Raw genomic sequence first — 26659 nt, forward strand, 5'->3', positions numbered from 1 at the left:
ACCCCTGAGGAGCCACCCATGGCCGCACAATCCACCACCGCCGCGAACACCACCGCGAACACCGCCGCCACCGCGCGCACCACCGCGAAGAACACCCTCACGGACGGCATCGAGTCCGTCACCAAGTCCTTCGACGAGAACCTCGATCGTGTGCAGAGCCTCAACGAGAAGTTCGTCGACGCCGCGAAGCTGAGCGGCACCCTCACCCTCGACGCCTACGAGAAGGCCCTGTCCTCGGTCCTCGACTTCAACAAGTCGATCGCGACGACCGCCAAGCTCGACTGGGTCTCCGCCGTCGTGGACGCGCAGACCTCCCTCGTGCGGGGCATCAGCACGGCCGCCACCACGGCCGCACGAGAGGTCCTCCAGTAGATCGCGACACATGTCGGGCCCCGGCCGGCCACCCCGACCCGGCCGGGGCCCGACGCTTCGCACCTGCGCGGCAGAGAAGGGCCATCGTGTACACGAACCGCGACATGTTCAGGGCCGCAGCGGAAATCCCCGTACGACTCCTGTCCTCGGTCTCCACCGGCTGGGCGGGGTACCTGCGATCGGCGGCTCGGCGCGACGCCACCCCGCTCGACGTCGCCCTCGACGGCGTCGCCTTCTGCCGGGCCGCGACCCGTCGCCGCCCCACCACGTTCGCCCATCCGAACGCCGTCCGGCGGACCTGGCCGCTGGCCCGGTTGCGTCAGTTCTCCCCCACCGGGTCGACGACCCCGACCCTGGTGCTGCCCCCGCTGTCGGGGCATGCCTCGACCGTCGTCGATCTCGCCCCCGGATGCAGCCTGATGCGGACCGTCGACCGGGCCGGGTTGGGCGCGGCCCACTGCCTGGAGTGGACGCCGACCGGGCCGCAGCCACCGAGCGTCGGCATCGCCGACCTGACCGAGGTGATCACGGACGCGATCACGGAACTCGGCGGCACCGCGAACCTGGTCGCCTACTCGCAGAGCGGCTGGCTGGCCACCGTGTACGCGGCGCTGCACCCGCACCGCGTCGACACGCTCACTGTCGCCGCGGCACCGATCGACTTCACGCTGGGGGCACCCGCGTCCTGGCTCGTCCCGTCGTATCGCGGGCCCCGGTTCCGCCCACCCGCCGCCGTTCGGGGCGCGGCACTCCGATTCGTCGAGTGGCCCGACGAGTGGGCCCGCCTGTCCGACCTGTGGGCGCACATCCACGACCGACGCCGAGTCGACGCGTACGTCGCGGCCGAGAGCTGGCTGGACTCGCCGCAAGTGGTCCCCGCGGATCTCTACCGATGGGTCGCACGACACCTGTACGAGCGCAACGAACTCGTCCGCGGCGAGCTGCGGGTCGACGGCGTCGTGGTCGACCTCGGCGCCATCACGTGTCCGCTGTACCTGCTCGCCGGCACCCGCGACCGAATCGTTCCCGCCCGGCAGGTGTGGCCGCTGGCGGACCACGTGTCGACCGCGCCGGACCTCGTCACCCGCCGGACGGTCGATGCGGGCCACCTCGACATGGTCCTCGATCCCGCCGTCCTCGAGCGGGCATGGCTTCCGCTCCTGCGCGACGTGGCGGCCAAGTCCCGCCGCTGACCTCAGCCGTGCGCGCCCTTCCCGCCCGACGCCGTCCGGTCCTCCGACGACGACCGGCCCCGCCTCCGCTTCGCGATCGTGACGTCGCGGAACGTCTCGTACATCTCCTCGAGCGCGGACCGCTGGGCCTTGGTCAGATCCGTGTCACGCCGGATCGCGGCCACCACCTCGGGCACGTCCTCGGCGTCGGCCCGTCGGGCCTGCGCGGTCAACATGTCCGCCGACATGTGCAGGTGCTCGGCGATCGCCTCCAGCACCTGCTCACTCGGTGCTCGCAGGTCCCGCTCGATCTGTGACAGATAAGGATTCGAGATCCCGACCATCTCGGCGAACTTCCGCATGGGGACTGCCGCGAGTTCGCGCTGCTGCCGGATGATCTCGCCGAGGGTCGGGGGCCGGACGTCGTCCACCATGCCGGTCAGCCTACTGAACCGCCGCTGCGGTCCCGATCCACCGTTCCCACCCGGGGCGCACCAGGCTCGCGAACGCGCGATAGCCGCCGCTGTCGGGGTGTGCGCCGTCGCCGGTGCGCACCTCCTCCATCCAGACCGCATCGGCGACGAGGGCGTCGAAGACGCCGACGTACTCCACGCCGGCGGACGCGCAGACGTCGGCGAACCGTCGATCCAGCCGAGCGGTGCGCTCGTTCTGTTCCACGTCGGCCATCGGCGGCGGCCCGACCACCAACGGCCGCCATCCGCTCGCCGCGCACTCCCGCAGGACCGCGGCGAGGTTCTCGACGGAGACGTCGGGGGCGACGCGTGTCGCACCGTTCTCGACGGTCGTGTCGTTGGAGCCGAACGAGAACACCACTCGGCCGTCGCAGCCCTGCGGTATCCGCGCCGTGCACTCGGCACGCCAGCGGGCCCGGATGTCGCTCGACGTCTCCCGTCGCACCCCGAGGTTGTACATCGTCAACGTCACCCCGGCGGAGCCTGCCGCGAGCCTTCCCGCCCAGCCCAGGAACTCGGAATCCCCCACTCCCGCAACGAAGGAGTCGCCGACGAAGCACACCCACACGTCATCCATGACCACGATGATGTCACGAGCGACACGATCAGCGTCGGCGGCCGAACCAACGCCGCTTGCGCTCGGGCCGGTCCACATCGAACCTCAGGCGGAGGACGGTGCGTTCGGGATCGAAGGCGCTCGGGGTGTGGTCGACGACGATCTCGGCGACCTCGGTGGATCCGATCGTGTCGCCGTCGCCGATGACCGGGCCCTGTTCGACGAGGTACGAGACGATGCCGGCGAGGCGCTCGAAGGTGTCGCCGGCGGACTCGGGGGTCTCCGGAATCTCGATGTCCGGGAGGTCGAGCATGTCGAGACCTCGTGTGTGACCGGTCATCACGCCGTCCGGGCGCTGGCCGACGTTCATCGCGACCCACGCGAGCAGCGGCGGTTCCGGCAGCGCGTCCTTCATGAGGTCGCGGAACAGTGCGGGCAGGACGACGTGATTCGCGCTACCGAAGTACACCGCGCGGACGGTGTCGGTGAGCGCGACGATCGATGCGACGACACGGGACAACAGCACGGCGTCCGCGATCGCATCCTCATGGGGCGCGTCGTCGTGTCCTGTTCCCGGGCGCAGGACGGTGACGATGGTGTGCGCGGCGTAGTCGACCGGTGCGGGCTCCGCGTTCGGCCACAGGCGACTGTGCTCGGCGATCTCGGCGACGTCGTCACCCACCTGCGCGGGAACGCCGAGCAATGCGATCATCCTGCCGTCCAGGTCCAGGCACACCGGCCCGTCGCGGTCGGCGGACTCGTCGCGGTCGACGACGAGCCCGGAGAAATCGACGTCCGGCCAGTCCTGTCGCAGTTGCGAAGCCAGAGCGTCCGCGGTGACTTCGGCGTCGAGTCGGTCCTGGAACAACATCGCGAGCGCGGGCATGACTCCCCCTGGAAAGTTTGCGTATCAACACGATCGGTGCCCCGTGGTGTGGTCGGGTGACTCCGTCGCGCGCTTCACCCTAGCCTCGAACCGCGCGACGACGGTGGGTGGGCCACCGGAAGCCCTTGCCCCATACGAGATCCGCGCCGTCGCACGCCGCGTTCGGTCCGCCGTTCAGTCCCACACGAGGGACAGCACCCGGTATCCGTCGGGGACGGGCGGCACGTCGCAGAAGTCGACGACGTCGTAGACGAGGCCCTCCCACACCGGCTCTGCCTGCAGACTCGCCACGTCGAGGCGGGCATCGACGTCCCCGCCGGACAGAGTTGTGCAGACGGCGACGGCCTCGGCCGCGAGCCCCTCGTAGAAGTCCTCGAACATCTCCTCGTGTAGCTGGACACGCACCCACGCGACCACAGGATCCGCGGCCAGCACGTCGAGGCGCCGGGCGATCTCGGCGAGGTCCGGGCGCCCGTACCCGTACTGATTCGGAGCGATCGAGTCCTCGACTTCGTTCCCGTGGAAGAACTCCCGGACTGTCAGTAGCGGGTACCGGTCGCCTCCGGCGGCCGAGCGGTCCAGAACATCCTCGCGCGAGATCATGGGTGGAAAGTACCCCTGGCGGCGAAACACTCCGGACATCACTCGCCCTGCTCACCACGCTCGCCCACCGCACATACCGGGCCGATGTGGCCGAAGCCGTGCGTCCGATCCGGATGCACGGTCTCATGGGATGGGGGCCGACGCACCGAAGGGACGTCCCGATGACCAAGTTGTCCGTCATCTACTACTCCGCCACCGGCCACGGCACGGCCATGGCTGATCGGGTGTCCGAGGCCGCCCGATCCGCAGGCGCGGACGTGCGGGTGCGCCATATCGCCGAAACGCGCGACCCCGCGACATTCGCCGGCAACCCGGCATGGTCCGCCAACTACGAAGCCACCAAGGACCTCCCCGCGGCCACCGGCGACGACATCGTCTGGGCCGACGCGGTGATCTTCGGGTCGCCGACCCGGTTCGGTAGCACCGCGAGCCCCTTCCAGGCCTTCGTCGACACCCTCGGCGGCCTGTGGGTACAGGGTCGGCTCGCCGACAAGGTCTACGCGGCCTTCACCTCGAGCCAGACCCTGCACGGCGGTCAGGAGACCACCTTGACCTCGCTGTACACCTCGCTCATGCATTGGGGCGGCATCCTCGTTCCGCCGGGTTACACCGATCCGGTGAAGTTCGCGGACGGCAACCCGTACGGCGTCAGCAAGGTGACCGGACCGGACAACCAGAACCCTCTGGACGACGCGACGATCGCGGCCCTCGATCACCTGGCGACCAGGGTCGTGACGATCGCGGGGAGACTCGCCGCCACGACGTAGTCGGCGTCGCGCACGCCCCGCGGGTTCACCCGCGTGTGTTATCCAGAGCCCATGAGCGCAGACTCCCCCGGCACGCAACCGCCGATCGGTACGACCACCGCGACCATCCGCGCCCTGTCCGCGAGCCTGGCACCGAGCGAACGCCGGGTGGCCGACGTGTGCGTCGAGCGCCCCCGCGAGGTCGCCTGGTGGTCGGCGGCGGACCTGGCGGCCGCGGCGTCGACGTCGACCGCGACCGTGGTGCGGGCCTGCCAGAATCTCGGCTTCTCCGGATTCCAGCACGTGCGGATGCTGCTGCTACGCGACCTGGGCGCGGAATCCTCGACGGCCGCCGACGCGACGTCGCCACCCGGCAGTGTCGGTGTGCTGCGCACGATCGTCGCCGAGGTCGGCACCGATCTGGCCGGCGGCCTCGCACCGCTGTCGGAGGATGCCTTCGACGACGCGGTCCGTGTGCTCGCGAACGCGCGCCGGATCCTGGTCGTCGCGAACGGAGGGTCTTCGACGGCGGCGACGGCGTTCGCCGTTCGTTTCCTGCTGCGCGGCCGGGCCGCGGAGGCGCCGACGGACACGGTCCTGCAGGCCCTCACCGCACGGACCCTGTCCGACGACGACGTGTGCGTCGCGGTCAGCGACTCGGGCATGAACGCGTACACGATCGACGCCGCCCGGACCGCCCGTGACGCGGGCGCACACGTCGTCGGCGTCACCGCGCACGCCCGGTCGTCCCTGGTCGACCTGGCGGACACCTCGTTGGTGGTCGGCAGCGGGTCGGGACCGTACGCGGCGCACGGAGTGTCGGCGACGATCATCCAGATGACCTTCCTGCTGGGCCTGCAGGTCGCGGTGTCGGAAGTGGACGGCGCAACCTCCGATGCCACTGATCGGGACGTGGAACATCTTGTCGCCCTGATGAATCCGACGCAGGACTCCGCCGACACCGGGGAACGCAACTAGCCCTCCAACGCTCACGATTCGTTGGACGACCATTCAGTGCTCGTTCACATTGGGCTGGCTGACTACTCCATGTAATGAGAATTCCGAATCGTTCCGATTCGGGTAATCGCGTTTCATCGGAGAGGGTCATGGGCAGTATTCGTATCGAGGGCCTGGGCAGAACCTTCGGCGGCGTGACCGCCGTCGACGACATCTCGATGGAGATCCGCGACGGCGACTTCCTCGTCCTCCTCGGCCCCTCGGGCTGCGGCAAGACGACGCTCCTGCGGATGATCGCCGGGCTCCTCGAGCCGACCAGCGGTCGGATCGTCCTCGACGGCGAGGACATCACCTCCGCGCCGGCGCGCAAGCGCGACGTCGCGATGGTCTTCCAGAACTACGCGCTCTATCCGCACCTGTCGGTGGCGCGCAATCTCGGCTTCCCCCTGCGTGTTCGGAAGGTCTCGAAGGACGAGGCCGCCGAGCGGGTCGACGAGGTGGCGCGCCAACTCGACATCGCGCACCTGCTCGAACGCAAGCCGAAGGAGCTGTCCGGCGGCCAGCGCCAGCGGGTCGCGGTCGGACGGGCGATCGTCCGCAATCCCAAGGCCTTCCTGATGGACGAGCCGCTGTCGAACCTCGACGCCAAGCTGCGGACGGCGACCCGACGCGAGCTCACCGACCTCCACCGGCGGCTCGGCGCGACGTTCGTCTACGTCACCCACGACCAGGTCGAGGCGATGACGATGGCCACCCGGATCGCGCTGCTCAACGCCGGATCCGTCGAGCAGATCGGCACGCCCGAGGAGGTGTACGACCGGCCCGCCTCGGTCTTCGTGGCCGGGTTCCTCGGCAGCCCCGCGATGAACCTGCTCGACGCGACGGTCGTCGGCACGCACGGCACGGTCCGCGCGGAGGCGCCCGGACTGCGCGCCGAACTGTTCTCCGGCACGACCGGCGATCTCGACGTGGTGCTCGGCATCCGCCCCGAGCACCTGCGGGTGGGAGATCGTTCCGACACCGTGTCCCTCACCGCCACAGTGGATTCGATCGAGAACCTCGGCAGCGAGGAGATCGCCTACTGCACCGTCGGCGAGTCCACCGTCTGTGTCCGCTCGCCGCGGCCGATCGCGATGCACGTCGGCCAGATTCTCTCCCTCACCACCGATCCCGAGCACGTGCACCTGTTCGACCGCGCGAGCGGCCGACGGCTCGAGTGGATCGACACCGACCAGCCCTCCGACCAGCCCGTTTCTCCCGCTAGGAGCCTGACCCATGCGTAGACGCACCACCGGCCTGGCGTTACTGTCGCTCGCCACCGCCCTCACGGTGGCCGGATGTGCCACCGGCACCGCCGCGTCGAGTTCGTCCTCGGACGGCATCGTCCCCGAACTCGACCCGAACCAGAACGTCCAGATCACGTTCGAGTCGTACAACCTCACCCAGGCCGGTCCCTGGACCGACACCATCAACGGACTGATCGCCGACTTCGAGGCGGAACATCCCAACATCGACGTCAAAGCCCAACCACCCCAGGGCACGTCGACCGCCGGCAGCGGCACCGCGAGCAGCGTGCAGACTCAACTGCTGGCCGGCAACCCGCCGGACGTGGCGCAGCTGACGTTCGACACCCTCGACTTCGCGGTCAACGAACTGGGCGCCCAGTCCCTCGACTCGCTGGTCGGCACCGACGCCGTCCAGGAGCACCTGGCGGGCGCGCACCCCTATCACCCCCGGGCCGCCGTCCTGGGCGACTGGAAGGGCGAGACGTACGGCATGCCCTACGTCTTCTCCACCCCCGTGCTCTTCTACAACGCAAGCGCGTTCCAGAAGGCCGGGCTTCCCGCCGACACCGATCTGTCGACGTGGCCCAAGGTCGCGGAGGCCGCGAAGAAGATCACCGCGACGACCGGCAAGCCTGCATTGACGATCTCGTGCGCGGTCAAGGGCGGCAACTGGTGCATGCAGGGCCTGTTCCGTTCCGCGGGCGGCAACGTGCTGTCCGAGGACCGCACCACCGTCGAGTTCGCGAGCAACGAATCGCTCGCGGCAGTGCAGATGCTGCGCGACCTGTACGACCAGGGGGTGCTGGCCAACCAGGACTCTGCGGGTCAGATGGAGAGCTTCATGAAGGGCGACAGCGCGATCCAGCTGCAGTCGTCGGCAGTGCAGGGCATGCTGCTGGGTGCGTCGAAGGCCGCCGGCTGGGAGTTGCGGGCCGCCGCGATGCCCGCGTTCGAGGGCCGCGAGGCGGTGCCCACCAACTCCGGTTCGGCGCTGTTCGTCTTCGCCCAGGACCCGGCGAAGCAGCGCGCCTCGTGGGAGCTGATCAAGTTCCTCACCAGCGACCACGCGTACACCGAGATCTCGTCGAAGATCGGCTACCTGCCGCTGCGCACGTCGCTCACCACCGATCCGGCCGCGCTGAAGACGTGGGCCGACGGCAATCCGCTGCTCGCCCCCAACCTCGCGCAGCTCGATCGACTCGAGCCGTGGCAGTCGTACCCGGGCAACAGCTACGTCCAGATCGACGACATTCTCGCCACCGCAATCGAGGAGTCCGTCTTCTACGGCAAGGACCCTGCCGCCACCATGTCCGCCGCCCAGACGCGGGCACAGGACCTGCTCCCCTGACCGACGAAAGCGATCGACTGATGACCACCATCCTGCCGCCGCACACCACCACCCGCCGGCTCGTCCTGCCCGGCACCTACAACCTCCGCGACATCGGCGGCTACACCGCGGGTGACCGAACCACGCGGTGGCGCAAACTGCTTCGCTCCGACGCACTGCACACCATCGAGCAGGACGGGCGTGACACCCTCACCGGGATCGGGCTCGGGCTCGTGATCGATCTGCGCGAGGACGACGAGATCTCCAAGGCGCCCAACGCCCTCGACGGGGTCGGACACCGCGAGGTGCACCTGCCCGTCTACAACGGCAAGATCGATCACAACCCGACGGCCGCGGCCTTCGACCTGGGCACGCTGTACCGGTGGATGCTCGCCGACCACGGCTCGCGGCTCACCGACGCCGTCCGGCTCATCGCCGGATCGGGCGACGAACCGGTGCTCGTGCACTGCACGGCCGGCAAGGACCGCACCGGACTGGTGATCGCGCTGGCTCTGTCCGCGGTGGGCGTCGGCGCACGCGACGTCGTCGCCGACTACTCGCTCTCGGAGACCCTGCTGCACGGCGAATGGGTCGACGCGATGGTCGCCTCGTTCCGGGAGCGGGAACTGCCCGAGGGCTTCGACATCGAGGGCATCGTCGCCGCGAGCCCCGCGGCGACGATGCGCGCGACGCTGGCCGGCATCGACGCCGAGCACGGCGGCGTCCGGTCCTATCTGCGCGACCACGGCATGTCCGAGGCCGAACTCACCGACCTGCACGCGGCCCTGCTGGGCTGACGTGCGGCGACAACCGACAACGAACTTCGAGGAACGATCATGAGCGAGTACGGACAGCCCGACCACTACATCCTGCACGTGAGCGACACCCACTTCGTCGCCGACGGCGAGTTGCTCCACGGCAAGGTCGACAGCGACGCCAACCTGGGTCGTCTGTTCGACCGCCTCGACCGCGCCGGCCAGCGCCCCCAGGCGATCGTGTTCACCGGCGATCTCGCCGACGCCGGCAATCCGCAGGCGTACGCACGACTGCGCGACCTGGTCGAGCCGGCCGCGGAGAAGCTGGGCGCCAAGGTGATCTGGGTGATGGGCAACCACGACAGCCGGCCCGAGTTCCGCGCCGGACTGCTCGGCGCCGAGCCCACGCAGGAGTCGGTGGACATGGTCCACGACATCGACGGTCTGCGGATCATCGCCCTCGACAGCACCGTCCCGGGCCACCACCACGGCGAGATCACCGACGAGCAGATCGACTGGCTCCGTGACGTTCTCGCGACGCCGGCCCCGCACGGAACCCTGCTCACGCTGCACCACCCGCCGGTGCCGAGCCCGATCGAGATGCTCGAGTCCGTCGAGCTCCGCGACCAGCGTCGGCTCGAGGACGTCCTGCGCGGCACCGATGTCCGCGCCATCCTCGGCGGCCACCTGCACTACTCGACGACGTGCACCTTCGCCGGTATCCCGGTGTCGGTGGCATCGGCGACCTGCTACACCCAGGACCTGTTCCCCTCCGGCGGCGGCATGCGCGGCCAGGACAGCGGCCAGTCGTTCAACCTGGTGCACGTGTACTCGGATCGGATCCTGCACACGGTCGTGCCTGTCGAGGAGGGCCCGACGCTGTACGAGGTGACGCTGGAGCAGCTGCGCTACTTCCAGTCGCTGTCCCCCGAGGAGCAGCTCGCGGCCATGGCGCAGTCGACGAGCCACTGACGCCCTCCCGAAACCGATTGCGAGAAATCAATGTTCGTCGAAGTTCCGGCGAGCGCCCTGCCGCAGACCGCCGCCTCGCCCCAGCCCGTGCGGGCCGGGGCGGGGTGGCGGTCGCGCGTGTCGCGCCGCGCCGTCCCCTACCTGTTCCTGCTGCCGGCCGTGGTGCTGCTCGTCCTGTGGACCTACAAGCCGCTCGCCGAGACCGTCGGGCTCTCGTTCTACAAGTGGAACATGATTCCGACGAGCCCCAAGAAGCCGGTGGGACTCGACAACTACACCGCCGTGCTGTCGCTGCCGGAACTTCACCAGGCTCTGTGGAACACGGCCCTCTACATCGCCGCGTTCATGGTGTTCTCGCTGGTGCTCCCGCTCGCGATCGCGTTGCTGTGCACCCGGGTGAGCGGACGCGCCCGCACCTTCTACCAGGCGCTGATCTTCGTGCCGTTCCTTGTCACACCGGTTGCGAGCAGCGCCATCTGGCGTTGGTTGTTCAACCCCGACAACGGCATGATCCCGCGCATCTCGGCCACCATGGGCCACGATCTGGGCAACGTGTTCCGTGATCCGAAGCTGGCGCTGATCGGCGTCGTCGTGATCGTCGGGTGGCAGATGCTCGGCTTCGGCGTCCTCGTCATCTCGGCGGGCATGGCCGGCATCAGCCCCGACTACGGCCACGCGGCCGCACTCGACGGGGCCGGCCCGTCCACCATCACCCGGCGGATCACGCTACCGCTGCTCTCGCCCACACTGGTCTTCCTGGCGCTCATGACGATCCTGCTCAGTGCCCAGTGGACGTACCCGGTGATCGACGTCCTCACCCAGGGCGGCCCCAGCGGATCGACGACCAACATCTACTACCTGTTGTACGAGTTCGGTTTCCGCAACTTCGACGCCGGACTCTCGGCGGCCGCGGGCACGCTGTTCTTCGTCGGCTTCGGCGTGATCGCGCTCGTGTTCGTGCGGCTGTCCGAGCGACTGAGCTTCTACGACAACTAGGAAAACGTCATGGCCTTCGTCATTCTCGATCCCCCCAAGGCCGGCGCAGCACCGTACGCGCCGCACGAAAACCCAGTGCCGCAGGAATCCCCCGCGCCGCAGCGAAAGAGCGGCCGACGCGCGGCAGTCGGCCACATCGTCCTCGCGGCTCTCGCGGTGTTCAGCGTCTTCCCGGTGTACTGGATGTTCGCGACCGCACTGCGCCGGCCGGAGGACTCCCTGTCCGGCAGTCCCGTTCCGTGGCCGCTCAGCACGGAGAACTTCCGGTACGTCTTCGACACCATCCCGATGCTCTCGATGCTCGTCAACACGTTCGCGATGGCGTTCGTCGTGGCCGTCAGCCAGTTGTTCGTGGCGCTGCTGGCGTCGTACGGGTTCGCCCGATGGAACTTCTTCGGCAAGCAGTTGCTGTTCCTGCTGTTCGTCGGCTCGTGGCTGGTTCCGTTCCAGGTCACGATGATCCCGAACTACCTGCTGATCTCGCAGATGGGACTGCTCGACACGGTCGCCGGCGTGGTGATCCCGAACCTGTGCTCGGCGTTCGGCGTGATGCTGCTCCGTCAGCACATGGAGGCGTTCCCGCGCGAGTTGCTCGACGCGAGCGAGATGGACGGACAGGGCGCGTGGGCGGCCCTGTGGAAGGTGATCGTGCCCAACATGCGTCCCGCGCTGGCGGCACTCGGGATCATGCTGTTCATCTCGGCCTGGAACGAGTACCTGTGGCCGTCGCTGATCCTGCGCAACTCGGACGCGCTGGTGCAGATCGGTATCCGCAGCTTCCTCGGCGCCGAGGGGAACAACTGGGGTGCGGTGATGGCGGCGGCCGGCGTCGCGTGCCTGCCGATCTTCCTCATCTACATCTTCCTGCAGCGGCACGTCGTCGACGCGTTCGTCCGCTCCGGCCTCAAGTGACAGGGCCACGTCTGGGCAGACCCGTCAGTCGCTAGAGTCGCGGGGCCGCATCCGTTTCGGGTGCGGCCCCGCCGCCGTCCCCGGATCCGGAGAACTCGAATGACACGCTGGGCCTCGATCGTCGTCGCGCGCAAGTGGTGGGTCCTGGCGGTGGTCCTCGTCGCGGCGATCGTCTCCGGCATCTGGGGCACCGGGGTGTTCTCGAAACTGAGCCAGGGCGGCTACACCGATCCGGGCAGCGAATCGGCGGAAGTGTCGCGGATCGTCGACGACAACTTCGGCCGGCAGGACCCCGACATCGTCGCGATCTACACGGTGCCCGAAGGACAGACCCTCGCCGATCTGGAACCGGCCGTCACCGCAACGCTCGACCGGTTCGCGGCCGAGGTGCCGACGCAGTCGGTGACGTCGTACTGGTCGGCGGTGCCCCCCGCGAAACAGTTGCTGCTCTCGAACGACGGGACGAAGGTGGGCGCGTCGATCGTGCTCTCGCCGGACGCCGACGTGACCGTCGCCAACTTCGAGGATCTGCTGCCGAAACTCGAGATCGACGGGGTGGATTCGAAGTTCGCGGGCGGGGCCGTGGTCGGCGTCTCGCTCAGCAATCGCCTGCAGGCCGACCTGGTCCGCTCCGAGGCGATCGCGATCCCGATCACGCTGGTGCTGTTGGTGTTCGTCTTCGGTGGACTGGTCGCGGCGGCGGTCCCGGTGTTCGTCGGCCTGCTCTCGGTGCTCAGTTCGCTGGGCATCCTGCGCCTGCTCACCCAGGTCACCGAGGTCAGTTCGTTCGCGCTCAACGTCGCGTCGCTGATCGGACTGGGCCTGGCGATCGACTACGGCCTGTTCATCGTCAGCCGGTTCCGTGAGGAACTCGCGAGCGGGTCGGCGCCCGCCGACGCGGCCCGCCGCACCGTGCTGACCGCGGGGCGCACCGTCATGTTCTCGGGCCTGCTGCTGGTGTGCGCCTTCGCGGGCATGCTGGTGTTCCCGCAGGCGGTGATCCGCTCGCTCGGCTTCGGCGCGATCGCCGCCGTGACGGGTGCGGCGGTGCTGTCGCTGACCGTCGTGCCCGCCCTGCTCGCGATCCTCGGACACCGCATCGACGCGCTGTCGTGGCGTCAGGGTGCCGCGCAGCGCGGCGAGGAGCGCGCCCGGCGCTTCTGGGGTGGTGTCGTCACGAAGGTGATGAAGCGACCGGCCGTCGTCGCCGTCGGCATCACCGCCGGCCTGCTCGTGCTCGCCGCACCGCTGACGAAGGCGACTCTCGGCGAGATCACCTACACCGCACTGCCCGCCGACGATCCGGCCCGCATCGCGACCGAGACTCTCGCGACCGAGTTCCCGTCGACCGGAGAGGGCGCGACGCTGGTCCTGCGCGGCCCGAACGGCGCACCGGCGTCGCCCGGCGATCTGTCGAAGGTCGTCGCGGCGGCCAAGCAGGTGAACGGCATCTCGCAGGCCGTGGTCCTCGCGACGAAGAACGACGTGACCGCGATCCAGGCGCTCTACGCGGAGGGTGTCGCGGGCGCCGCCGCCGGCGACGCCGTGCAGGGCCTGCGGGCGATCGACGCCCCGCCCGGCACCGAACTGCTCGTCGGCGGCGGTCGGGCGTCCGTCGACGACGGCAACGCCGCGATCGTGCGCTGGCTGCCCGCCATGATCGCGATCATGGTGGTCTCGACGCTGGTGCTGATGTTCCTGGCGTTCGGATCGGTGGTGCTGCCGATCAAGGCCGTCGCGATGGCGGGGCTGAGCCTGGCCGCGACGTTCGGCGTCCTCACGTGGGTGTTCCAGGAGGGGCACGGCGCGGACCTGCTCGGGGTCACGCCGGCACCGCTCGAGGCCACGTTCGTCGTGCTGATCCTCGCGGTCGTGTTCGGCCTGTCCACCGACTACGAGGTGTTCCTGATGTCGCGCATGGTCGAGGCCCGGGCGGCCGGCGCCACCACGGAGGAGGCGGTACGGATCGGCGCCGAACGCACCGGCCGCGTCGTCACCGCGGCGGCGATGCTGCTGATCGTCGTGACCGGCGCATTCACGGTGTCGGGGTTGTCGATCATGCGGTTCCTCGGCGTCGGCATGATCCTCGCGCTGATCATCGATGCCACCGTCGTGCGGATGCTGTTGGTGCCGTCGCTGGTGAAACTGATGGGCGAGGCCAACTGGTGGGCGCCGGCCTGGATGCGGCGGATACACGAACGCGTCGGCCTGGGGCACTGAGGACACCGCGCCCGCTGCGAACCCTGGCACCACTACTTACTTCGGAGTAAGTTCCGGGTATGGCCACGTACATCGTCACGGGCGGCACGGGGTTCCTCGGCAGGCACACGATCGAGCGCCTGCTCGAACGCGATCCCGCGGGACAGATCCACGCCCTGGTCCGGCCCGGATCGGTGTCGAAGCTCGAACGGATGTCGCAGGACTGGGCGGGCGGTGACCGGGTCCGGGCGCTCGTCGGCGATCTGACCGAGCCCGGTCTCGGGCTCGAGGCCCCGCCGCCGGCCGCGAACCACGTCGTGCATCTCGGTGCCGTCTACGACCTCACGGCCGGCGAGGAGCAGGCATCGACCAACATCGACGGCACCCGGTCGGTGATCGACCTGGCCGCCGGGCTCGGCGCGACCCTGCACCACGTCTCGTCGATCGCGGTGGCGGGCGACCATCGCGGACGCTTCACCGAGGACGACTTCGACCTGGGCCAGCACTTCCCGACGCCGTACCACCGGACCAAGTTCGAGGCCGAGCGCCTGGTCCGCGCATCGGGCGCGCCGTGGCGGATCTACCGACCGGCGGCGGTGGTCGGGAGCTCGGTCACCGGCGAGATGGACAAGATCGACGGCCCCTACTACTTCTTCCCCGCACTCGCCGCGCTGGCCAAACTGCCGTCCGCGCTGCCGGTCGCGGTCCCGAAACTCGGCTACACCAACATCGTTCCGGTGGACTTCGTCGCCGCGGCCCTCGTAGAACTGATGCTGCGACCGGGACTCGACGGGCGCACCTTCCACCTCGTCTCCCCCGAGGCGCAGCCGGTCCGCCAGATCTATGCGGCGCTCGCGAAGGCCGCTCATGCACCGACTCCGGTCGCCGACCTTCCGGGCGCCCTCGCCCGCCCGCTACTGGAGCCCCCCGCCCGGGTGCGCGGCGTCCGCGACGTCGCCCTGCGCCGGATTGGTGTCCCGCCCGTCATGCTCGACAACCTCACCCTCCCAACGCGCTTCACGACAGAGAGGACCCGAGAGGCACTGCAGGACAGCGGCATAGCGGTGCCTCCCTTCCCGTCGTACGCGACGAAGCTGTGGGCGTACTGGCGCGAGCACCTCGACCCGGATCGCGCCCGCCGCGACGACCCCGCCGGACCTCTCGTGAACCGCAACGTCGTCATCACCGGGGCGTCGTCCGGCATCGGGCGCGCGGCCGCCGTCGCCACCGCCGCCAAGGGCGCGACGGTACTGCTGCTCGCCCGCCGCGCCGACGAACTCGACGCCGTCGTGTCCCAGATCCGCGAGGCCGGCGGATCCGCGTACGCCTACCAGTGCGACATCACCGACAGCGAGGCCGTCGAGCGCACGGTGAAGTCGATCCTGGCCGAACACGATCACGTCGACATGCTCGTCAACAACGCGGGCCGGTCCATCCGGCGCGGACTGTACCGCTCGACCGACCGACTGCACGACTTCGAACGCACGATGGCGGTCAACTACTTCGGTGCGGTGCGCATGGTGCTGGCCCTGCTGCCGCACATGCGCGAGCGCCGGTTCGGACACATCGTCGACATCAGCACCGCCGGCGTACAGGCCCGGACCCCGCGGTTCGCGGCGTACATCGCCAGCAAGTCGGCGCTCGACGCGTTCGCGGACGTCGCCGCCGCCGAGACGCTCTCCGACGGCATCACGTTCACCACCATCCACATGCCCCTGGTCCGCACGCCGATGATCGCACCGACCGGCCAGTACAACGCGGGCCCGGCCGCCAGTCCCGAGAAGGCGGCGGCGATGGTGGTCCGCGCACTGGTCGACAGGCCCAAGCGCATCGACGTCCCGGTCGGCACCCTCGCCGAATTCGGCAGCATCTTCGCACCACGCCTCAAGGACCGCGCGCTGTCGCAGATGTACCACGCGTTCCCCGATTCGCCGGCCGCGCGCGGGGAGGCCGGCGGCGAGGTGGAACTCGCGCCCCAGCCGTCGACTCCTGTCCCTCGACCGACCGGTCCGACCGCCGCCGCGGCCCGGTTCGGGCGACGTCTCGCCCGACTGATCCCGGGCACCCACTGGTGACGCGTTTGCACTGGTGAACAGGCGTATTTCACCCGACGAATCGCACAGAATTTCGATTCGCGAGTTGGCCAAACCGTCTTTCGCTGTGCTAAGCAAGATAGGGGACCAACGAAAATAGGGAGAAAACTTTGACGCCAAGGATCGCGATTTTGGGAGCCGGTCCGAGTGGCCTCGCACAGCTGAGGGCATTCGAGTCTGCACGGAAATCAGGTCTTGGGTCGATGCCCGAAATTGTTTGTTACGAAAAGCAGAGCGACCTGGGCGGCATGTGGAACTACACGTGGCGCACGGGGCTCGATCAACATGGCGAACCGGTGCACGGCAGCATGTACCGCTTCCTGTGGTCCAACGGACCCAAGGAGTGCCTCGAGTTCGCCGACTATTCTTTCGAAGAACATTTCGGCCGACCGATTCCGTCGTACCCGCCGCGTGCCGTGCTGCACGACTACATCATGGGCCGCGTCGACCAGGACGACGTGCGCAAGTACATCCGCTTCGACACCGCCGTCCGGTGGGTCGAGTACGTCCCGCCCACGAACGAGGGCGAGGCGGGACAGTTCGCGGTGACCGTCGCCGACCACCGCAACGACGTCCTCGAAACCGAGTTGTTCGACCACGTGGTGGTCGCGACCGGACATTTCTCGACGCCCAACGTTCCGCATTTCGACGGCATCGAGGACTTCCCGGGCCGCGTGCTGCACGCCCACGACTTTCGGGACGCGCGCGAATTCACAGGTAAGCGTCTCCTGCTCGTCGGCAGTAGTTACTCGGCGGAGGACATCGGCACGCAGTGCTTCAAGTACGGCGCGGCCGAGGTCACGTTCAGCTACCGCTCGAACCCGATGGGCCACGACTGGCCCGAGGGCTTCTCCGAGGTGCCGTTGCTGACCGGGATCGATGGGCACACCGCGCGATTCCAGGACGGCAGCACCCGCGAGGTGGACGCGATCGTCCTGTGCACCGGGTACCGCCACCACTTCCCGTTCCTGCCCGACGAACTGACGCTGAGGACGAACAACCGCCTCTACCCGCGGGACATCTACAAGGGTGTCGTCTCACAGGCGAATTCGCAGTTGTTCTTCCTCGGAATGCAGGACCAGTACTTCACGTTCAACATGTTCGACGCCCAGGCGTGGTACGTGCGTGACGTCATTCTGGGCCGCATCGAATTGCCCGACCACGAAACTCGCGAGCGCGATATCGACGAGTGGCGCGCACGCGAGGAAAATCTGGGGTCAGCCGCCGAGGAGATCGATTTCCAGGCCGCCTACATTCGCGACCTGGTGGATCGAACCGACTACCCCGAATTTCATGTCGAAAAGCAGGGTGAGCTCTTCAAACGGTGGAAGAAGGACAAGAAGAGCGACATCATGGGCTACCGGAATTGCAGCTACACCTCGACGCTGACCGGTACCGTCGCACCGCCACTGCACGACGAGTGGATGAATATCCTCGACGATTCCGCGGAATCGTTCCTGAACAATAATTTCGGAACTACCGATACCGCAGCTCCGCGCAAGGTGACGCCGATCGGCCCGCGCTTCGCGCGACCGCATCGCGCGCGGTCGGAGCATTCGTCCGAACTCTCGGGCTGATCCCGCCCGAGACGCGGGGTCACGAACTCCCTGCCGGAACCCCGGCGGGGAGTTCGCGCATGTCCACCGCGACCACGGGGCGGATCGGCTTGGCATCGGTCCCGCAACTCGCCGGCCGCGCCGGAAGTTCACGCTGTTCGGTGACGACCCGCCACCGCCGGCCGTCGCGGTGCGTCACGACGAGTTCGTCGCCGCCCTCATCGACGGTGAGATCGTCGACACCGGCGGCGACATCCTGACGCACCAGCACCTCCGCGGACTGCCCGCGCGGCCCCCAGTAGCTGCGGCCGCGCAGTCCCGGCAGGTACACCTCCCCCGCCGCGGCCGCGTGGACCGCCGACGTGCTCTCCTCCGGGGTGAGCCGACCGTAGGTGTTGCCGCTGGGCAGCAGGATCATCGACGGCGCGAACCGGTGGCCGCCCGTGTGCGAGCATTCCCACACGACGTCCCCGAACTCCGCTGCCAACGTGGCCGCGACCGGGCGGCCGAGCACGGCGCAGCACTGATCGCGCTTGCCGTGCGCACACACCAACACGAGCGGCCCCGTGACGCGTTCACCCAGCCCCGGTGCGGGACCGGACACCAGGGTCAGATCGATGTCGAGCAGCCCGGCGACGTCCCCGATCACGAGCCGCTCGCACCAGGAGTTGTCCGGATCCGAGTTCGCCAGCAGCACGGTCCGCCCGTCCCGCACGTACTCGGAGCGCCCCGGACGGCGGATGAACATCACCCGGACCCCGGCAGCGTCGGCGCGCCGGGACAGTTCGTCCGCGAGTTCCCTCCCCAGCGCGGTGCCGTCCAGCACGTCGCGCCCCCACGCGCCCGGGTACTCGACGCAGACCCAGCCGGTCACATGCGCCGCGGTCCCGGGGAGGGGTTCGTCCGCGGACAGCACGGAGCACGTGAAGGGGCCAGCCTGGGGAACCGATTGACTCACCCCGCCATTGTGTACCGGCGCTCAGCCGTGGAACTTGCGGCCCTCGGCGAACTGCTCGACGAATGTCGCGATCCGGCGGGCCCGGGTCTCGGGCCGCTTGGCGTCCTGGATCCGGTACAGCGCCGCGAACCGGTTGCGGCTGTCGAGGGCCGCGAAGAACGCCTCGGCCGCCGGGTTCGCGGCCAGCGCGGCGGCGAAGTCCTCCGGCACCTGGGCATCCTTCGACCCCGCGTACGCCCGCTCCCACCGGCCGTCGGCCTTGGCCGCCTCCACCGCGGCCAGTCCCGCCGGCTCCATCAGCCCGCGCGCGATCAGCGCCTCGACGGCCTCACGGTTCCGCTTGGACCACGGGCTGCGCGCCCGACGGGGTGTGAAGCGCTGCAGCCGGAAGTCGTCGTCCAGCCTTCGGGCCTGGCTGTCGATCCAGCCGAAGCACAGTGCCACCTCGACGGCCTCGGCATAGGTCACCGACGTGTGCGCCGACCCCTTCTTCGCGAGCTTCAGCCACACACCGGGAGACGTGGAGACGTTGTCGCGCAACCATTCCCGGAACGCGGCCTGGTCGGCGAAGTCACCGACGGTCAGTTCCTCGGCCACGTCAGCGTCCTCTCCACACCCGGACGAAGCCCCGCGCCAGGTAGGCGAAAGTGCCGAGCCCGAGCACCCACTTCGTGGTACTGACCGCGGTCGTGGTGCGGATGGTGGCGTCGGTGATCCGGTCGCGGTGGTCGAGCAGGTACAGGCCGGCGACGTTCTCGATGTAGTCGCCCGCGGCCGCCACGACAGGCGCGGTCAGGAGCACGCGTTTGGTCGTCGGCGGCAGCGTCGCGAGTTCGTCGAGGCGCCGGACTCCGGCCCGCAGCGCCGCCGCGTAGACGATCGGGTGAACGAAGTCCGGGTAGAAGTGGCTGCGGTAGCGCTCGGTCTCGGCGGCGTCCATGCCGTCGAGAACCGCGGTGTAGGCGCGCGCCGACGGCGCCGTCTGCGTCTTCAGCAGCTTCGACCCCACCGGCCCGAGCAGGCGCAGGATGTTGGCCTGCGACACCACGAAGGCGGCGGACCAGGCGATCAGCCTGCCGTTTGCACGAAGTGAACCACCCCGGAAACCCATGCCCCGCATGATGCCACGCGGGAGGGGGATTCAGGGCGCCATCAGGAACGGCAGCACCGCGGATTCGAAGTCGCGGTACCGGTCCCGGTGGATGCTGTGTCCGCATGCGAACGCCACCACCTCGCAGTCCCCGATCGCGTCGACCGCCGCCTCGAGCAGCACCGGATCCACCATGCCGGTCGGGCCGCCCCGCAGGATCAGGGTCTTCGCCTCGATGTCGGCGAGACGCCGCCACCACAGTGGATTCGGCTCGTGGAACTGGGTGAGCGCCGACGCCGTCATCGACCGGTCGAACGCCCACACCGCACGCGGGCTCCGCAGCATGCTGGTGGTGGCGTGCCACAGTTCCACCAGCGACGGCAACCGGCCACCGAAGTTCGGGACCGGGTCGCCGGGCCGCAGCGGCAGCGGCGCCTCCTCGAGCACGAGTCGGCGCACCAGGTCGGGCCGTTCCTGTGCGACCAGCGACACCGCGTGCCCTCCGAGCGAGTGCCCCACCAGGTCGACGCTGTCGAACCCGAGGTCCTCGCACAGGCCGAGGATGTCGTCACCGAACTCGCCGAACAGGTACGACTCGGCGCGGGCACTGCGGCCGTGCCCGCGCAGGTCCACGGCCAGCACCCGTCGGCCCTGCGCCGACACCGACCGCGCGAAACGGTCCCACGTGCGGTTGTCGCCACCCATGCCGTGCACCATGATCACCGGAACTGGATGTGCCACAACCGAACCGGTGGCACCACTGTCGCGGTAGGCGATCGTGTGGCCGCTGCGGCCGACTGTCGTCTCGGTAAGCTGCACGATCATCGAGCGTAGTCGTGCTCCCGCTCGGGAACCGATCGGGTCAGCCGCTGCGGGGCCAGGTTCAGCCGGCGCAGCAACTGCGCATTGGCCGCGACCACGACCGTCGACGCCGACATCAGGATCGCGCCCACCTCCATCGGCAGCACGAACCCGACGGGCGCCAGCACCCCCGCCGCGAGCGGCACCGAGATCACGTTGTAGCCGGCCGCCCAGGCGAGGTTCTGCACCATCTTCCGGTACGTCGCGTGGGACAACTCGATCACCGAGACCACGGCGCGCGGATCGTCGCTGACCAGCACCACCCCGGCGGAGGCGATCGCGACGTCGGTGCCCGCACCGATCGCGATGCCGACGTCGGCCTGCGCGAGTGCGGGCGCGTCGTTGACGCCGTCGCCCACCATCGCGACCTTGCGACCCGACGCCTGCAGTTCCTTGACCTTCGCCCCCTTGTCCTGCGGCAGGACGCCGGCGATCACGTCGTCGATGCCGAGGTCGTCGCCGACCGCCCGCGCGACGGCGTAGGCGTCGCCGGTCAGCATCACGACCTGCACGCCGCGGGCGTGCAGCGCCTCGATCGCGTCGCGGGACTCGGGGCGGATCTCGTCGGCGAGTCCGAGGGCGCCGATCACCCGGCCGTCGCGCAGGACGTGCAGGACGGTCGACCCCTGCTCCGCCCATTCCTCGGACACCGGCAGCGCGGACGCGCCGTGACTGTCCAGCATGCCGGGTCCGCCGACGCTCACCTCGGCGCCGTCGACGGTGGCGGTGACCCCGACGCCGTTGCGGGCCTGGAAAGCGGCGGCCTGTGGGATCCGCAGTTCCCGATGCTCGGCCGCCGCGACGATCGCGCGCCCCAGCGGGTGCTCGCTGTCGCGTTCCACGGCCGCCGCGAGCGCGATCAGGGCGTCCTCGCCCACACCGGGCACGGCGGCCGCCGCAACCAGCGCCGGTTCGCCCTTGGTGAGGGTGCCGGTCTTGTCGAACAGGACGGTGTCGACGGTGCGCATCGCCTCGAGCGCCCGCCGGTCGGTGATCAGCACACCGGCGCGGGCGGCCCGTTCGGTGGCGATCGACACGACGAGCGGGATCGCCAGCCCCAGCGCGTGCGGGCACGCGATGACGAGAACCGTGATGGTGCGGGTGATCGCCTCCTCGGGGGTGCCGAAGATCGACCACACCGCCAATGTGATCACCGCCGCGACCAGCGCGAACCAGAACAGCATCGCCGCCGCCCGATCGGCCAGCACCTGCGCGCGGGACGACGAACTCTGTGCCTCCGCGACCAACCGCTGGATCCCGGCGAGGGCGGTGTCGTCGCCGACCGCGGTGATCTCGACTCGCAACGCCGAGTCGGTCGAGACGGTGCCGGCCACGACCGGGTCCCCGAGTTCGCGGCGCACGGTGCGCGACTCCCCCGTGATCATCGATTCGTCGAGGTCACCGGCGCCCTCGACGATCCGGCCGTCGGCCGGGATGCGCCCGCCGGGGCGAACCATCACGATGTCGCCGGTCACCAGGTCGGCGGTCGAGACGGTGGTGACGGAGCCGTCAGCGCCGACGCGTTCGGCCTCGTCGGGGAGCAGCGCCGCGAGCGAGTCCAGCGCGCTCGACGCCTGTCCCAGCGACCGCATCTCGATCCAGTGCCCCAACAGCATGATGACGATCAGAAGCGCCAGTTCCCACCAGAAGTCGAGATCGTGGCCGAGCACCCCGAGACTCGACCCCCACGACGAGACGAACGCGACGGTGATCGCGAGCGCGATGAGCAGCATCATGCCGGGCTGACGCGCCCGGATCTCGCTCACCGCGCCGGTGAGGAACGGACGGCCGCCCCACACGAACATGACGGTGCCGAGCAGCGGTGAAATCCATTCCACCGCAGGATTGTCCGGCAGCGTGTAGCCGACGAGGTCGGCGAACATCATGTTCGCGCCGACCACGGGGATCGCCAGGAACAGCATGATCCAGAAGAGCCGACGGAACTGAGCGACGTGATCGCCGTGCCCGCCATGGCCCGCATGCCCGGAATGGCCCGAGTGCTCTGAATGACCCGAATGGCCACCCAAATGTTCACCCTCGTGATCGGGAGCGTCCGCCACGTGGTGATCGTGAAGTGCTTCGCCGTGTGGGTTCATACCCATGGAACGTATACCCCCTATGGGTATTCGGCAAGGGTTATTCGTAGATGCCCTCCACCCCCCACCTTCCTCCCTCGCAGATCAGAAGCAATGCCCGCGATTCGGCGAGCAGCACCTGCGCACGCGCGGCGTTCCGCGCCGCCGCGGCGTCCCACCACCGCTCGTCCACCGGCCACGGCCCCGCCCAGCCCTGCACGTCCCATTCCCGGCTCCCCCATCGGAGCCTCGCGGGTGCGGCGGTGAACTCCCCCCGCTCGGTGACGTCCACCGCGCCACCCGAGCGATCCTGCAGCGTCACCGTGGGGGTGTTCGGCAGCACCGTCGACGGCGCCGGTTCGGGCAGCCGCCCCGGCCACGGCGCCGCCGGGTCCGCATCCGGAACCAACTCGTCCCCCAAGGGCACCAACGTGATCCGCTCCATCGGACCACGCCCACCGCTGAGCACCCCCACCCGGACGGACTCGCCGCCGAGCAGACCCTGCACCCGGACCAGCGCCCGCCGGGCCCGCTCGTCCTCCTCCCCGACACCGCCCCACAGCCCCAGCTGCAGAGCCCCGGCCGTGACCACTTCGACCGGTTCCAGGTGCAGCACCGTGATCCCGGCCGTGGGCCGGGACTCGCTGCGACCGGTGAGCCAGCCGTCCAACTGCCACCGCACCCGATCCGCGGTGCCCTCCGGCGTCAGCGGCTCGGCGCACCGCCACGTCCGGACCAGATGCTCGCCGTTCCCGGTGCTCGCCGACACCTGCAGCCGGGTGCACGCCACACCCGCTCCGGACAGCTTCGCGTGCAGACGCTCGGCCATGGCCCGCCCGGCGAACGCCGCCGCGTCGACCCGCTCGATCGGTGGATCGCACTGCTGCTCCACCTCCAGGTCCGGCGGCGGGACCCGGGCCGACGGCGGGCGCTCCGGCTCCCCGCGGGCGGCCCGGTGTGCGAGAACCGCGTCGGCGCCGAACCGCGACGCCACGTCCACCGGCGACAGCGCCGCGAAGGATCCGATGGTGCGCAGCCCGAGTCGGCGCAGCAGATCGACCAGGTCGCCGCGGTCCGGCGCGGCGAGGCTGGGCTCGGCCGCCAATTCGGCGATCGACAGCGGCGCGAGAAACCGGGCGCCGCCCCCGGACGGCACCAGGGCCGCCCGGCGGGCCGCGATCACGGCGGTGGACAGTTCGTCGGCGACGCCGATCCGGCATTCCGCCCCGGCCGCGGCCACCGCGTCGACGATCCGCTCGGCCGCGGCCTCCTCCGAGCCGAAGTATCGGATCGCGCCGCGCGCCGCCAGCACCAGCAGCCCGGGACGCAGGATCTCCACACCGGGAGCCACCTCGTCGACGGCGGCCACCACGGACCCGAACAGCCTCGCGTCGCGATCCGGATCGGATTGCGCCACATGAAGTTCCGGACATCTTGCCTGCGCCTCCCGGCGCCGCAGCCCGCGGCGCACCCCCTGCGACCGCGCCGGCGTCGAGCACGCGATCACCCGATTGGCGTGCAGCACCGCGACCGGGTGCGTCACCGGCAGGTCCGCCGCCGCGGCCGCCGCCACCGCGGGCCAGTCCGGGCACCACACCGCCAGCACCCGCGCACTCATCGCGCCACCGCATCCGGGATCAGCGCGACGGCTTCGGGAACCCACTCGACCCGCCCGCAGCTCGACCGCACGTCCAGGCGCGCGGTCCGCGGCTGGAACGCCCGGCCCTGCGCCCGCACCGACAACCGGACCGAGCACAACCGACCGCGTCCGGCGGACGCGCCGCGGCCCACCCCGTCGTAGCCGTGCACCCGGGCGTCCAACCGGACCTCGGCCCCGCCCCAGTGCCCGTCGGTCACCACCAGCGTCGACTGCTTGCTGCGGGCCCGCGCGACCACGGCCCGGGCCCGCGACGGCGGGACCGAGATCCCGCCCAGCCCCAGCACCACCAGGTCCATGCCGTCGAGGAGCACCGCCGCGACCTCCACGGGGTCCGGTCCGGGGTCCGGCACGAAGGCCAGTCGCCGCAACTGGGCGCCCATCTCGGTGGCCGCGAGCACCCCGAGCCTCGGGTGCCCGATCACCGCGGCGTGCCCACCCGCCTCCGTCACCGCGGCCAACAGCCCGAGCAGCAGCGACGCCGCACCGGAGACCGAGACCACGGAGCCCCGGGGCAGCCCGCCGCGCGGCAGGAGTGTGGCGAGTGGCCCGGGGACGGGAAGCATCCGTTCCGCGATGTCCCCGGCACCGGCCCCGTCCCGGGAGACCGCCTCGCCCCGCGCCGGCACCGCCGCGATCCGTCGGCGCAGATACTCCAGACGCTGCTGACGGGTCAGCCCGGACAGCGGGGAGGCGGGAGGCGTCGGCGGTGACGGTACGGACAGCTGGGCAGGTTCGGTCATATCGGCTCCCCGGGTCACACGTGCTGGTCTCGGAACGTTTCCGTCCCGAGATGGTTCGGCGCGCGGGGAAGACGCGACACACAAGTATTCGAACATTCTTTCGAACACCTCCAGTAAAGCTCCCCCGGGGTCAGCTCGTCAAGCCGAATCCCACCGATCCACTAACCTCGAATGCGTGACTGAGCAGGAACGCAGCCGAGCCGACCGACGAAGCAGAGCGGTCGTCGGGCCGGACTACCTGATGGCAGGCAGGTACCGGCTGCGTTCCAAGCTCGGCGGGGGCGGCATGGGCGCGGTGTGGCTCGCGCACGACACGCTCCTCGACCGCGAAGTCGCCGTGAAACAGGTCACCTCCACCACCGGGCTGAGCGACGCCGAGGCCCGCGAGATCCGGGACCGCGCCCTGCGTGAGGGACGCAACGCCGCGCAGTTGTCGCACGACCACGCCATCGCGATGTACGACGTCGCCGTCGAGTCGGGCGAGCCGTGGCTCGTCATGGAGTACCTGCCGTCCCGCAGCCTCGCCGAGGCGATGAACCTCGTCGACACCCTGCCCCCACTCGAGGTGGCACAGATCGGCGCGCAGATCGCCGCCGCCCTCACTGACGCGCACGCGGCCGGCATCCTGCACCGCGACATCAAACCGGGCAACATCCTCGTCGCCGACCGGGGCGACGCGCTCGGCATCGTCAAGATCAGCGACTTCGGGATCGCGCGCGCGAAGGGCGACGCCCCCAGCGGCAAGGCCGGCGTCATCACCGGCACGCCCGCCTACTTCGCCCCCGAGGTGGCCCGCGGCGACGACCCCACCGAGGCCAGCGACGTCTTCTCCCTCGGCGCCACGCTGTACACCGTGGTCGAGGGGCAGCCTCCGTTCGGGCTCGACAGCGACCCGATCGCGCTGCTGCACCGGGTGGCGAAGGCGGAGATCTACCGGCCCAGCCTCAGCGGGCCGCTCACCGACACGCTGCTGCACATGCTCGAGCCCGATCCGACCCGCCGCCCCACGATGGCGCAGGCGCGGGACGCGCTCGCCGCCGTCGCACTCGGGGCCGACACCGCCGCACCCGGGCAGGCCGGCCTGCTGATGGGCGAGCCCGTCAAGACGGCCGACGGCGCCGTCCCGAACTGGGCGTACCGGTCGGCACCGGCGGCGATTCCCCGACGCCGCCTCGGCTCCACGACTGCCACCGATCTTCCTGCGGTGCAACCGAACACCCCGCTCGGCTCGGTTCCGCGCCCCGCCGGGCGGGCCTGGCTGCGTCAGCTCACCGAGGGGCTGACCGGCCCGCAGGCGCCGACGGACCTGCGCGGCAGGATCGTCGCGGCCGCACCGCTCGCGATGGCGGTGATGGTCGGCATCATCGTGCTGGCGTTCGTCGTGGTGTTGATCGTCGCGCTGGCGCTGTGAGCC

25 protein-coding genes are annotated in these 26659 nt (G+C 69.9%); 14 read left to right on the forward strand and 11 right to left on the reverse strand.

Translation table 11 applies throughout. From position 1 onward, the window contains the following. Nucleotides 1-18 precede the first annotated feature (18 nt). Entirely contained in the window at nt 19-372 is a 354-nt protein-coding gene (locus EGT67_RS03485) for a hypothetical protein (protein ID WP_127914607.1), read from the forward strand. Between the two features lie 104 nt (nt 373-476). Next, entirely contained in the window at nt 477-1565 is a 1089-nt protein-coding gene (locus tag EGT67_RS03490; RefSeq protein WP_127914608.1) for an alpha/beta fold hydrolase, read from the forward strand. A gap of 2 nt (nt 1566-1567) precedes the next feature. Here EGT67_RS03490 and EGT67_RS03495 read toward each other — a convergent pair whose 3' ends face one another. From EGT67_RS03495 to EGT67_RS25000, 4 genes are all read right to left on the reverse strand, one after another. Beyond that, nucleotides 1568-1978, reverse strand: a complete 411-nt coding sequence (locus EGT67_RS03495; RefSeq protein WP_127914609.1) for a helix-turn-helix domain-containing protein — start codon at nt 1976-1978, stop codon at nt 1568-1570. 10 nt (nt 1979-1988) lie between these two features. After that, the gene (locus EGT67_RS03500) at nt 1989-2594 is read right to left on the reverse strand and encodes a DUF459 domain-containing protein (protein ID WP_241565861.1); all 606 of its coding nucleotides are present in this window, start codon (nt 2592-2594) and stop codon (nt 1989-1991) included. Between the two features lie 28 nt (nt 2595-2622). Further along, nucleotides 2623-3459, reverse strand: coding sequence for a DUF4261 domain-containing protein (locus tag EGT67_RS03505; protein ID WP_127914611.1), 837 nt, complete (start codon nt 3457-3459; stop codon nt 2623-2625). 174 nt (nt 3460-3633) lie between these two features. Further along, nucleotides 3634-4062, reverse strand: a complete 429-nt coding sequence (locus tag EGT67_RS25000; RefSeq protein ID WP_164877472.1) for a hypothetical protein — start codon at nt 4060-4062, stop codon at nt 3634-3636. A 161-nt stretch (nt 4063-4223) separates the two neighbouring features. Here EGT67_RS25000 and wrbA point away from each other — a divergent pair, with 161 nt between their 5' ends. The 11 genes from wrbA (at nt 4224) to EGT67_RS03565 (ending at nt 17882) form a co-directional block, all read left to right on the forward strand. Beyond that, nucleotides 4224-4829, forward strand: coding sequence for an NAD(P)H:quinone oxidoreductase (gene wrbA / locus EGT67_RS03515; protein ID WP_127914770.1), 606 nt, complete (start codon nt 4224-4226; stop codon nt 4827-4829). A 51-nt stretch (nt 4830-4880) separates the two neighbouring features. Beyond that, a complete protein-coding gene (locus tag EGT67_RS03520; RefSeq protein WP_127914612.1) occupies nt 4881-5786 on the forward strand; it encodes a MurR/RpiR family transcriptional regulator in 906 nt (301 codons plus the stop codon). A 128-nt stretch (nt 5787-5914) separates the two neighbouring features. Continuing rightward, on the forward strand, nt 5915-7048 hold the full coding sequence (locus EGT67_RS03525) for an ABC transporter ATP-binding protein (RefSeq protein WP_127914613.1): 1134 nt from the start codon (nt 5915-5917) through the stop codon (nt 7046-7048). Beyond that, a complete protein-coding gene (locus EGT67_RS03530; RefSeq protein ID WP_127914614.1) occupies nt 7041-8399 on the forward strand; it encodes an ABC transporter substrate-binding protein in 1359 nt (452 codons plus the stop codon). The genes EGT67_RS03525 and EGT67_RS03530 overlap by 8 nt, the downstream gene beginning before the upstream one ends. Before the next feature lie 20 nt (nt 8400-8419). Beyond that, nucleotides 8420-9175 (forward strand): tyrosine-protein phosphatase, encoded by a 756-nt coding sequence (locus EGT67_RS03535; protein ID WP_127914615.1) that lies wholly within the window; start codon nt 8420-8422, stop codon nt 9173-9175. Between the two features lie 39 nt (nt 9176-9214). Then, complete coding sequence (locus tag EGT67_RS03540) at nt 9215-10105, forward strand: phosphodiesterase (RefSeq protein WP_127914616.1); 891 nt, start codon at nt 9215-9217, stop codon at nt 10103-10105. 30 nt (nt 10106-10135) lie between these two features. After that, complete coding sequence (locus EGT67_RS03545; protein ID WP_127914617.1) at nt 10136-11101, forward strand: carbohydrate ABC transporter permease; 966 nt, start codon at nt 10136-10138, stop codon at nt 11099-11101. Between the two features lie 9 nt (nt 11102-11110). After that, entirely contained in the window at nt 11111-12013 is a 903-nt protein-coding gene (locus tag EGT67_RS03550; protein WP_127914618.1) for a carbohydrate ABC transporter permease, read from the forward strand. A 99-nt stretch (nt 12014-12112) separates the two neighbouring features. Then, nucleotides 12113-14233: an MMPL family transporter gene (locus EGT67_RS03555; RefSeq protein WP_127914619.1), complete on the forward strand. Its 2121-nt coding sequence runs from the start codon at nt 12113-12115 to the stop codon at nt 14231-14233. Between the two features lie 59 nt (nt 14234-14292). Then, complete coding sequence (locus EGT67_RS03560; RefSeq protein WP_127914620.1) at nt 14293-16287, forward strand: SDR family oxidoreductase; 1995 nt, start codon at nt 14293-14295, stop codon at nt 16285-16287. A 128-nt stretch (nt 16288-16415) separates the two neighbouring features. Beyond that, nucleotides 16416-17882 carry a flavin-containing monooxygenase gene (locus tag EGT67_RS03565; protein WP_127914621.1) on the forward strand — a complete coding sequence of 489 codons (1467 nt, stop codon included), beginning with the start codon at nt 16416-16418 and terminating at the stop codon, nt 17880-17882. Nucleotides 17883-17901: 19 nt separating this feature from the next. Here the strand turns inward: EGT67_RS03565 and EGT67_RS03570 are convergent, their stop codons facing one another. Genes EGT67_RS03570 through EGT67_RS03600 form a run of 7 tightly spaced genes read right to left on the reverse strand, consistent with a single transcriptional unit; the run spans nt 17902 to nt 25245 of the window. Next, on the reverse strand, nt 17902-18819 hold the full coding sequence (locus EGT67_RS03570; RefSeq protein WP_127914622.1) for a sucrase ferredoxin: 918 nt from the start codon (nt 18817-18819) through the stop codon (nt 17902-17904). A 21-nt stretch (nt 18820-18840) separates the two neighbouring features. Next, a complete protein-coding gene (locus tag EGT67_RS03575) occupies nt 18841-19416 on the reverse strand; it encodes a YdeI/OmpD-associated family protein (RefSeq protein ID WP_127914623.1) in 576 nt (191 codons plus the stop codon). A 1-nt stretch (nt 19417) separates the two neighbouring features. After that, the gene (locus tag EGT67_RS03580; RefSeq protein WP_127914624.1) at nt 19418-19939 is read right to left on the reverse strand and encodes a hypothetical protein; all 522 of its coding nucleotides are present in this window, start codon (nt 19937-19939) and stop codon (nt 19418-19420) included. A gap of 21 nt (nt 19940-19960) precedes the next feature. After that, on the reverse strand, nt 19961-20734 hold the full coding sequence (locus EGT67_RS03585; protein WP_127914625.1) for an alpha/beta fold hydrolase: 774 nt from the start codon (nt 20732-20734) through the stop codon (nt 19961-19963). After that, the gene (locus EGT67_RS03590; protein WP_421958076.1) at nt 20731-22866 is read right to left on the reverse strand and encodes a heavy metal translocating P-type ATPase; all 2136 of its coding nucleotides are present in this window, start codon (nt 22864-22866) and stop codon (nt 20731-20733) included. Before EGT67_RS03590 ends, EGT67_RS03585 begins: the two co-directional genes overlap by 4 nt. Before the next feature lie 40 nt (nt 22867-22906). Continuing rightward, on the reverse strand, nt 22907-24463 hold the full coding sequence (locus tag EGT67_RS03595) for a DNA polymerase Y family protein (RefSeq protein ID WP_127914627.1): 1557 nt from the start codon (nt 24461-24463) through the stop codon (nt 22907-22909). Then, nucleotides 24460-25245 carry a hypothetical protein gene (locus EGT67_RS03600; RefSeq protein WP_127914628.1) on the reverse strand — a complete coding sequence of 262 codons (786 nt, stop codon included), beginning with the start codon at nt 25243-25245 and terminating at the stop codon, nt 24460-24462. The genes EGT67_RS03595 and EGT67_RS03600 overlap by 4 nt, the downstream gene beginning before the upstream one ends. Nucleotides 25246-25486: 241 nt before the next feature. On the opposite strand from EGT67_RS03600, the gene EGT67_RS03605 reads away from it, so the two are divergent. Beyond that, nucleotides 25487-26656, forward strand: coding sequence for a serine/threonine-protein kinase (locus EGT67_RS03605; RefSeq protein WP_206612281.1), 1170 nt, complete (start codon nt 25487-25489; stop codon nt 26654-26656). The last annotated feature ends 3 nt before the right edge of the window (nt 26657-26659 follow it).

The organism is Prescottella agglutinans (assembly GCF_004011865.1).
Lineage (GTDB): Bacteria > Actinomycetota > Actinomycetes > Mycobacteriales > Mycobacteriaceae > Prescottella > Prescottella agglutinans.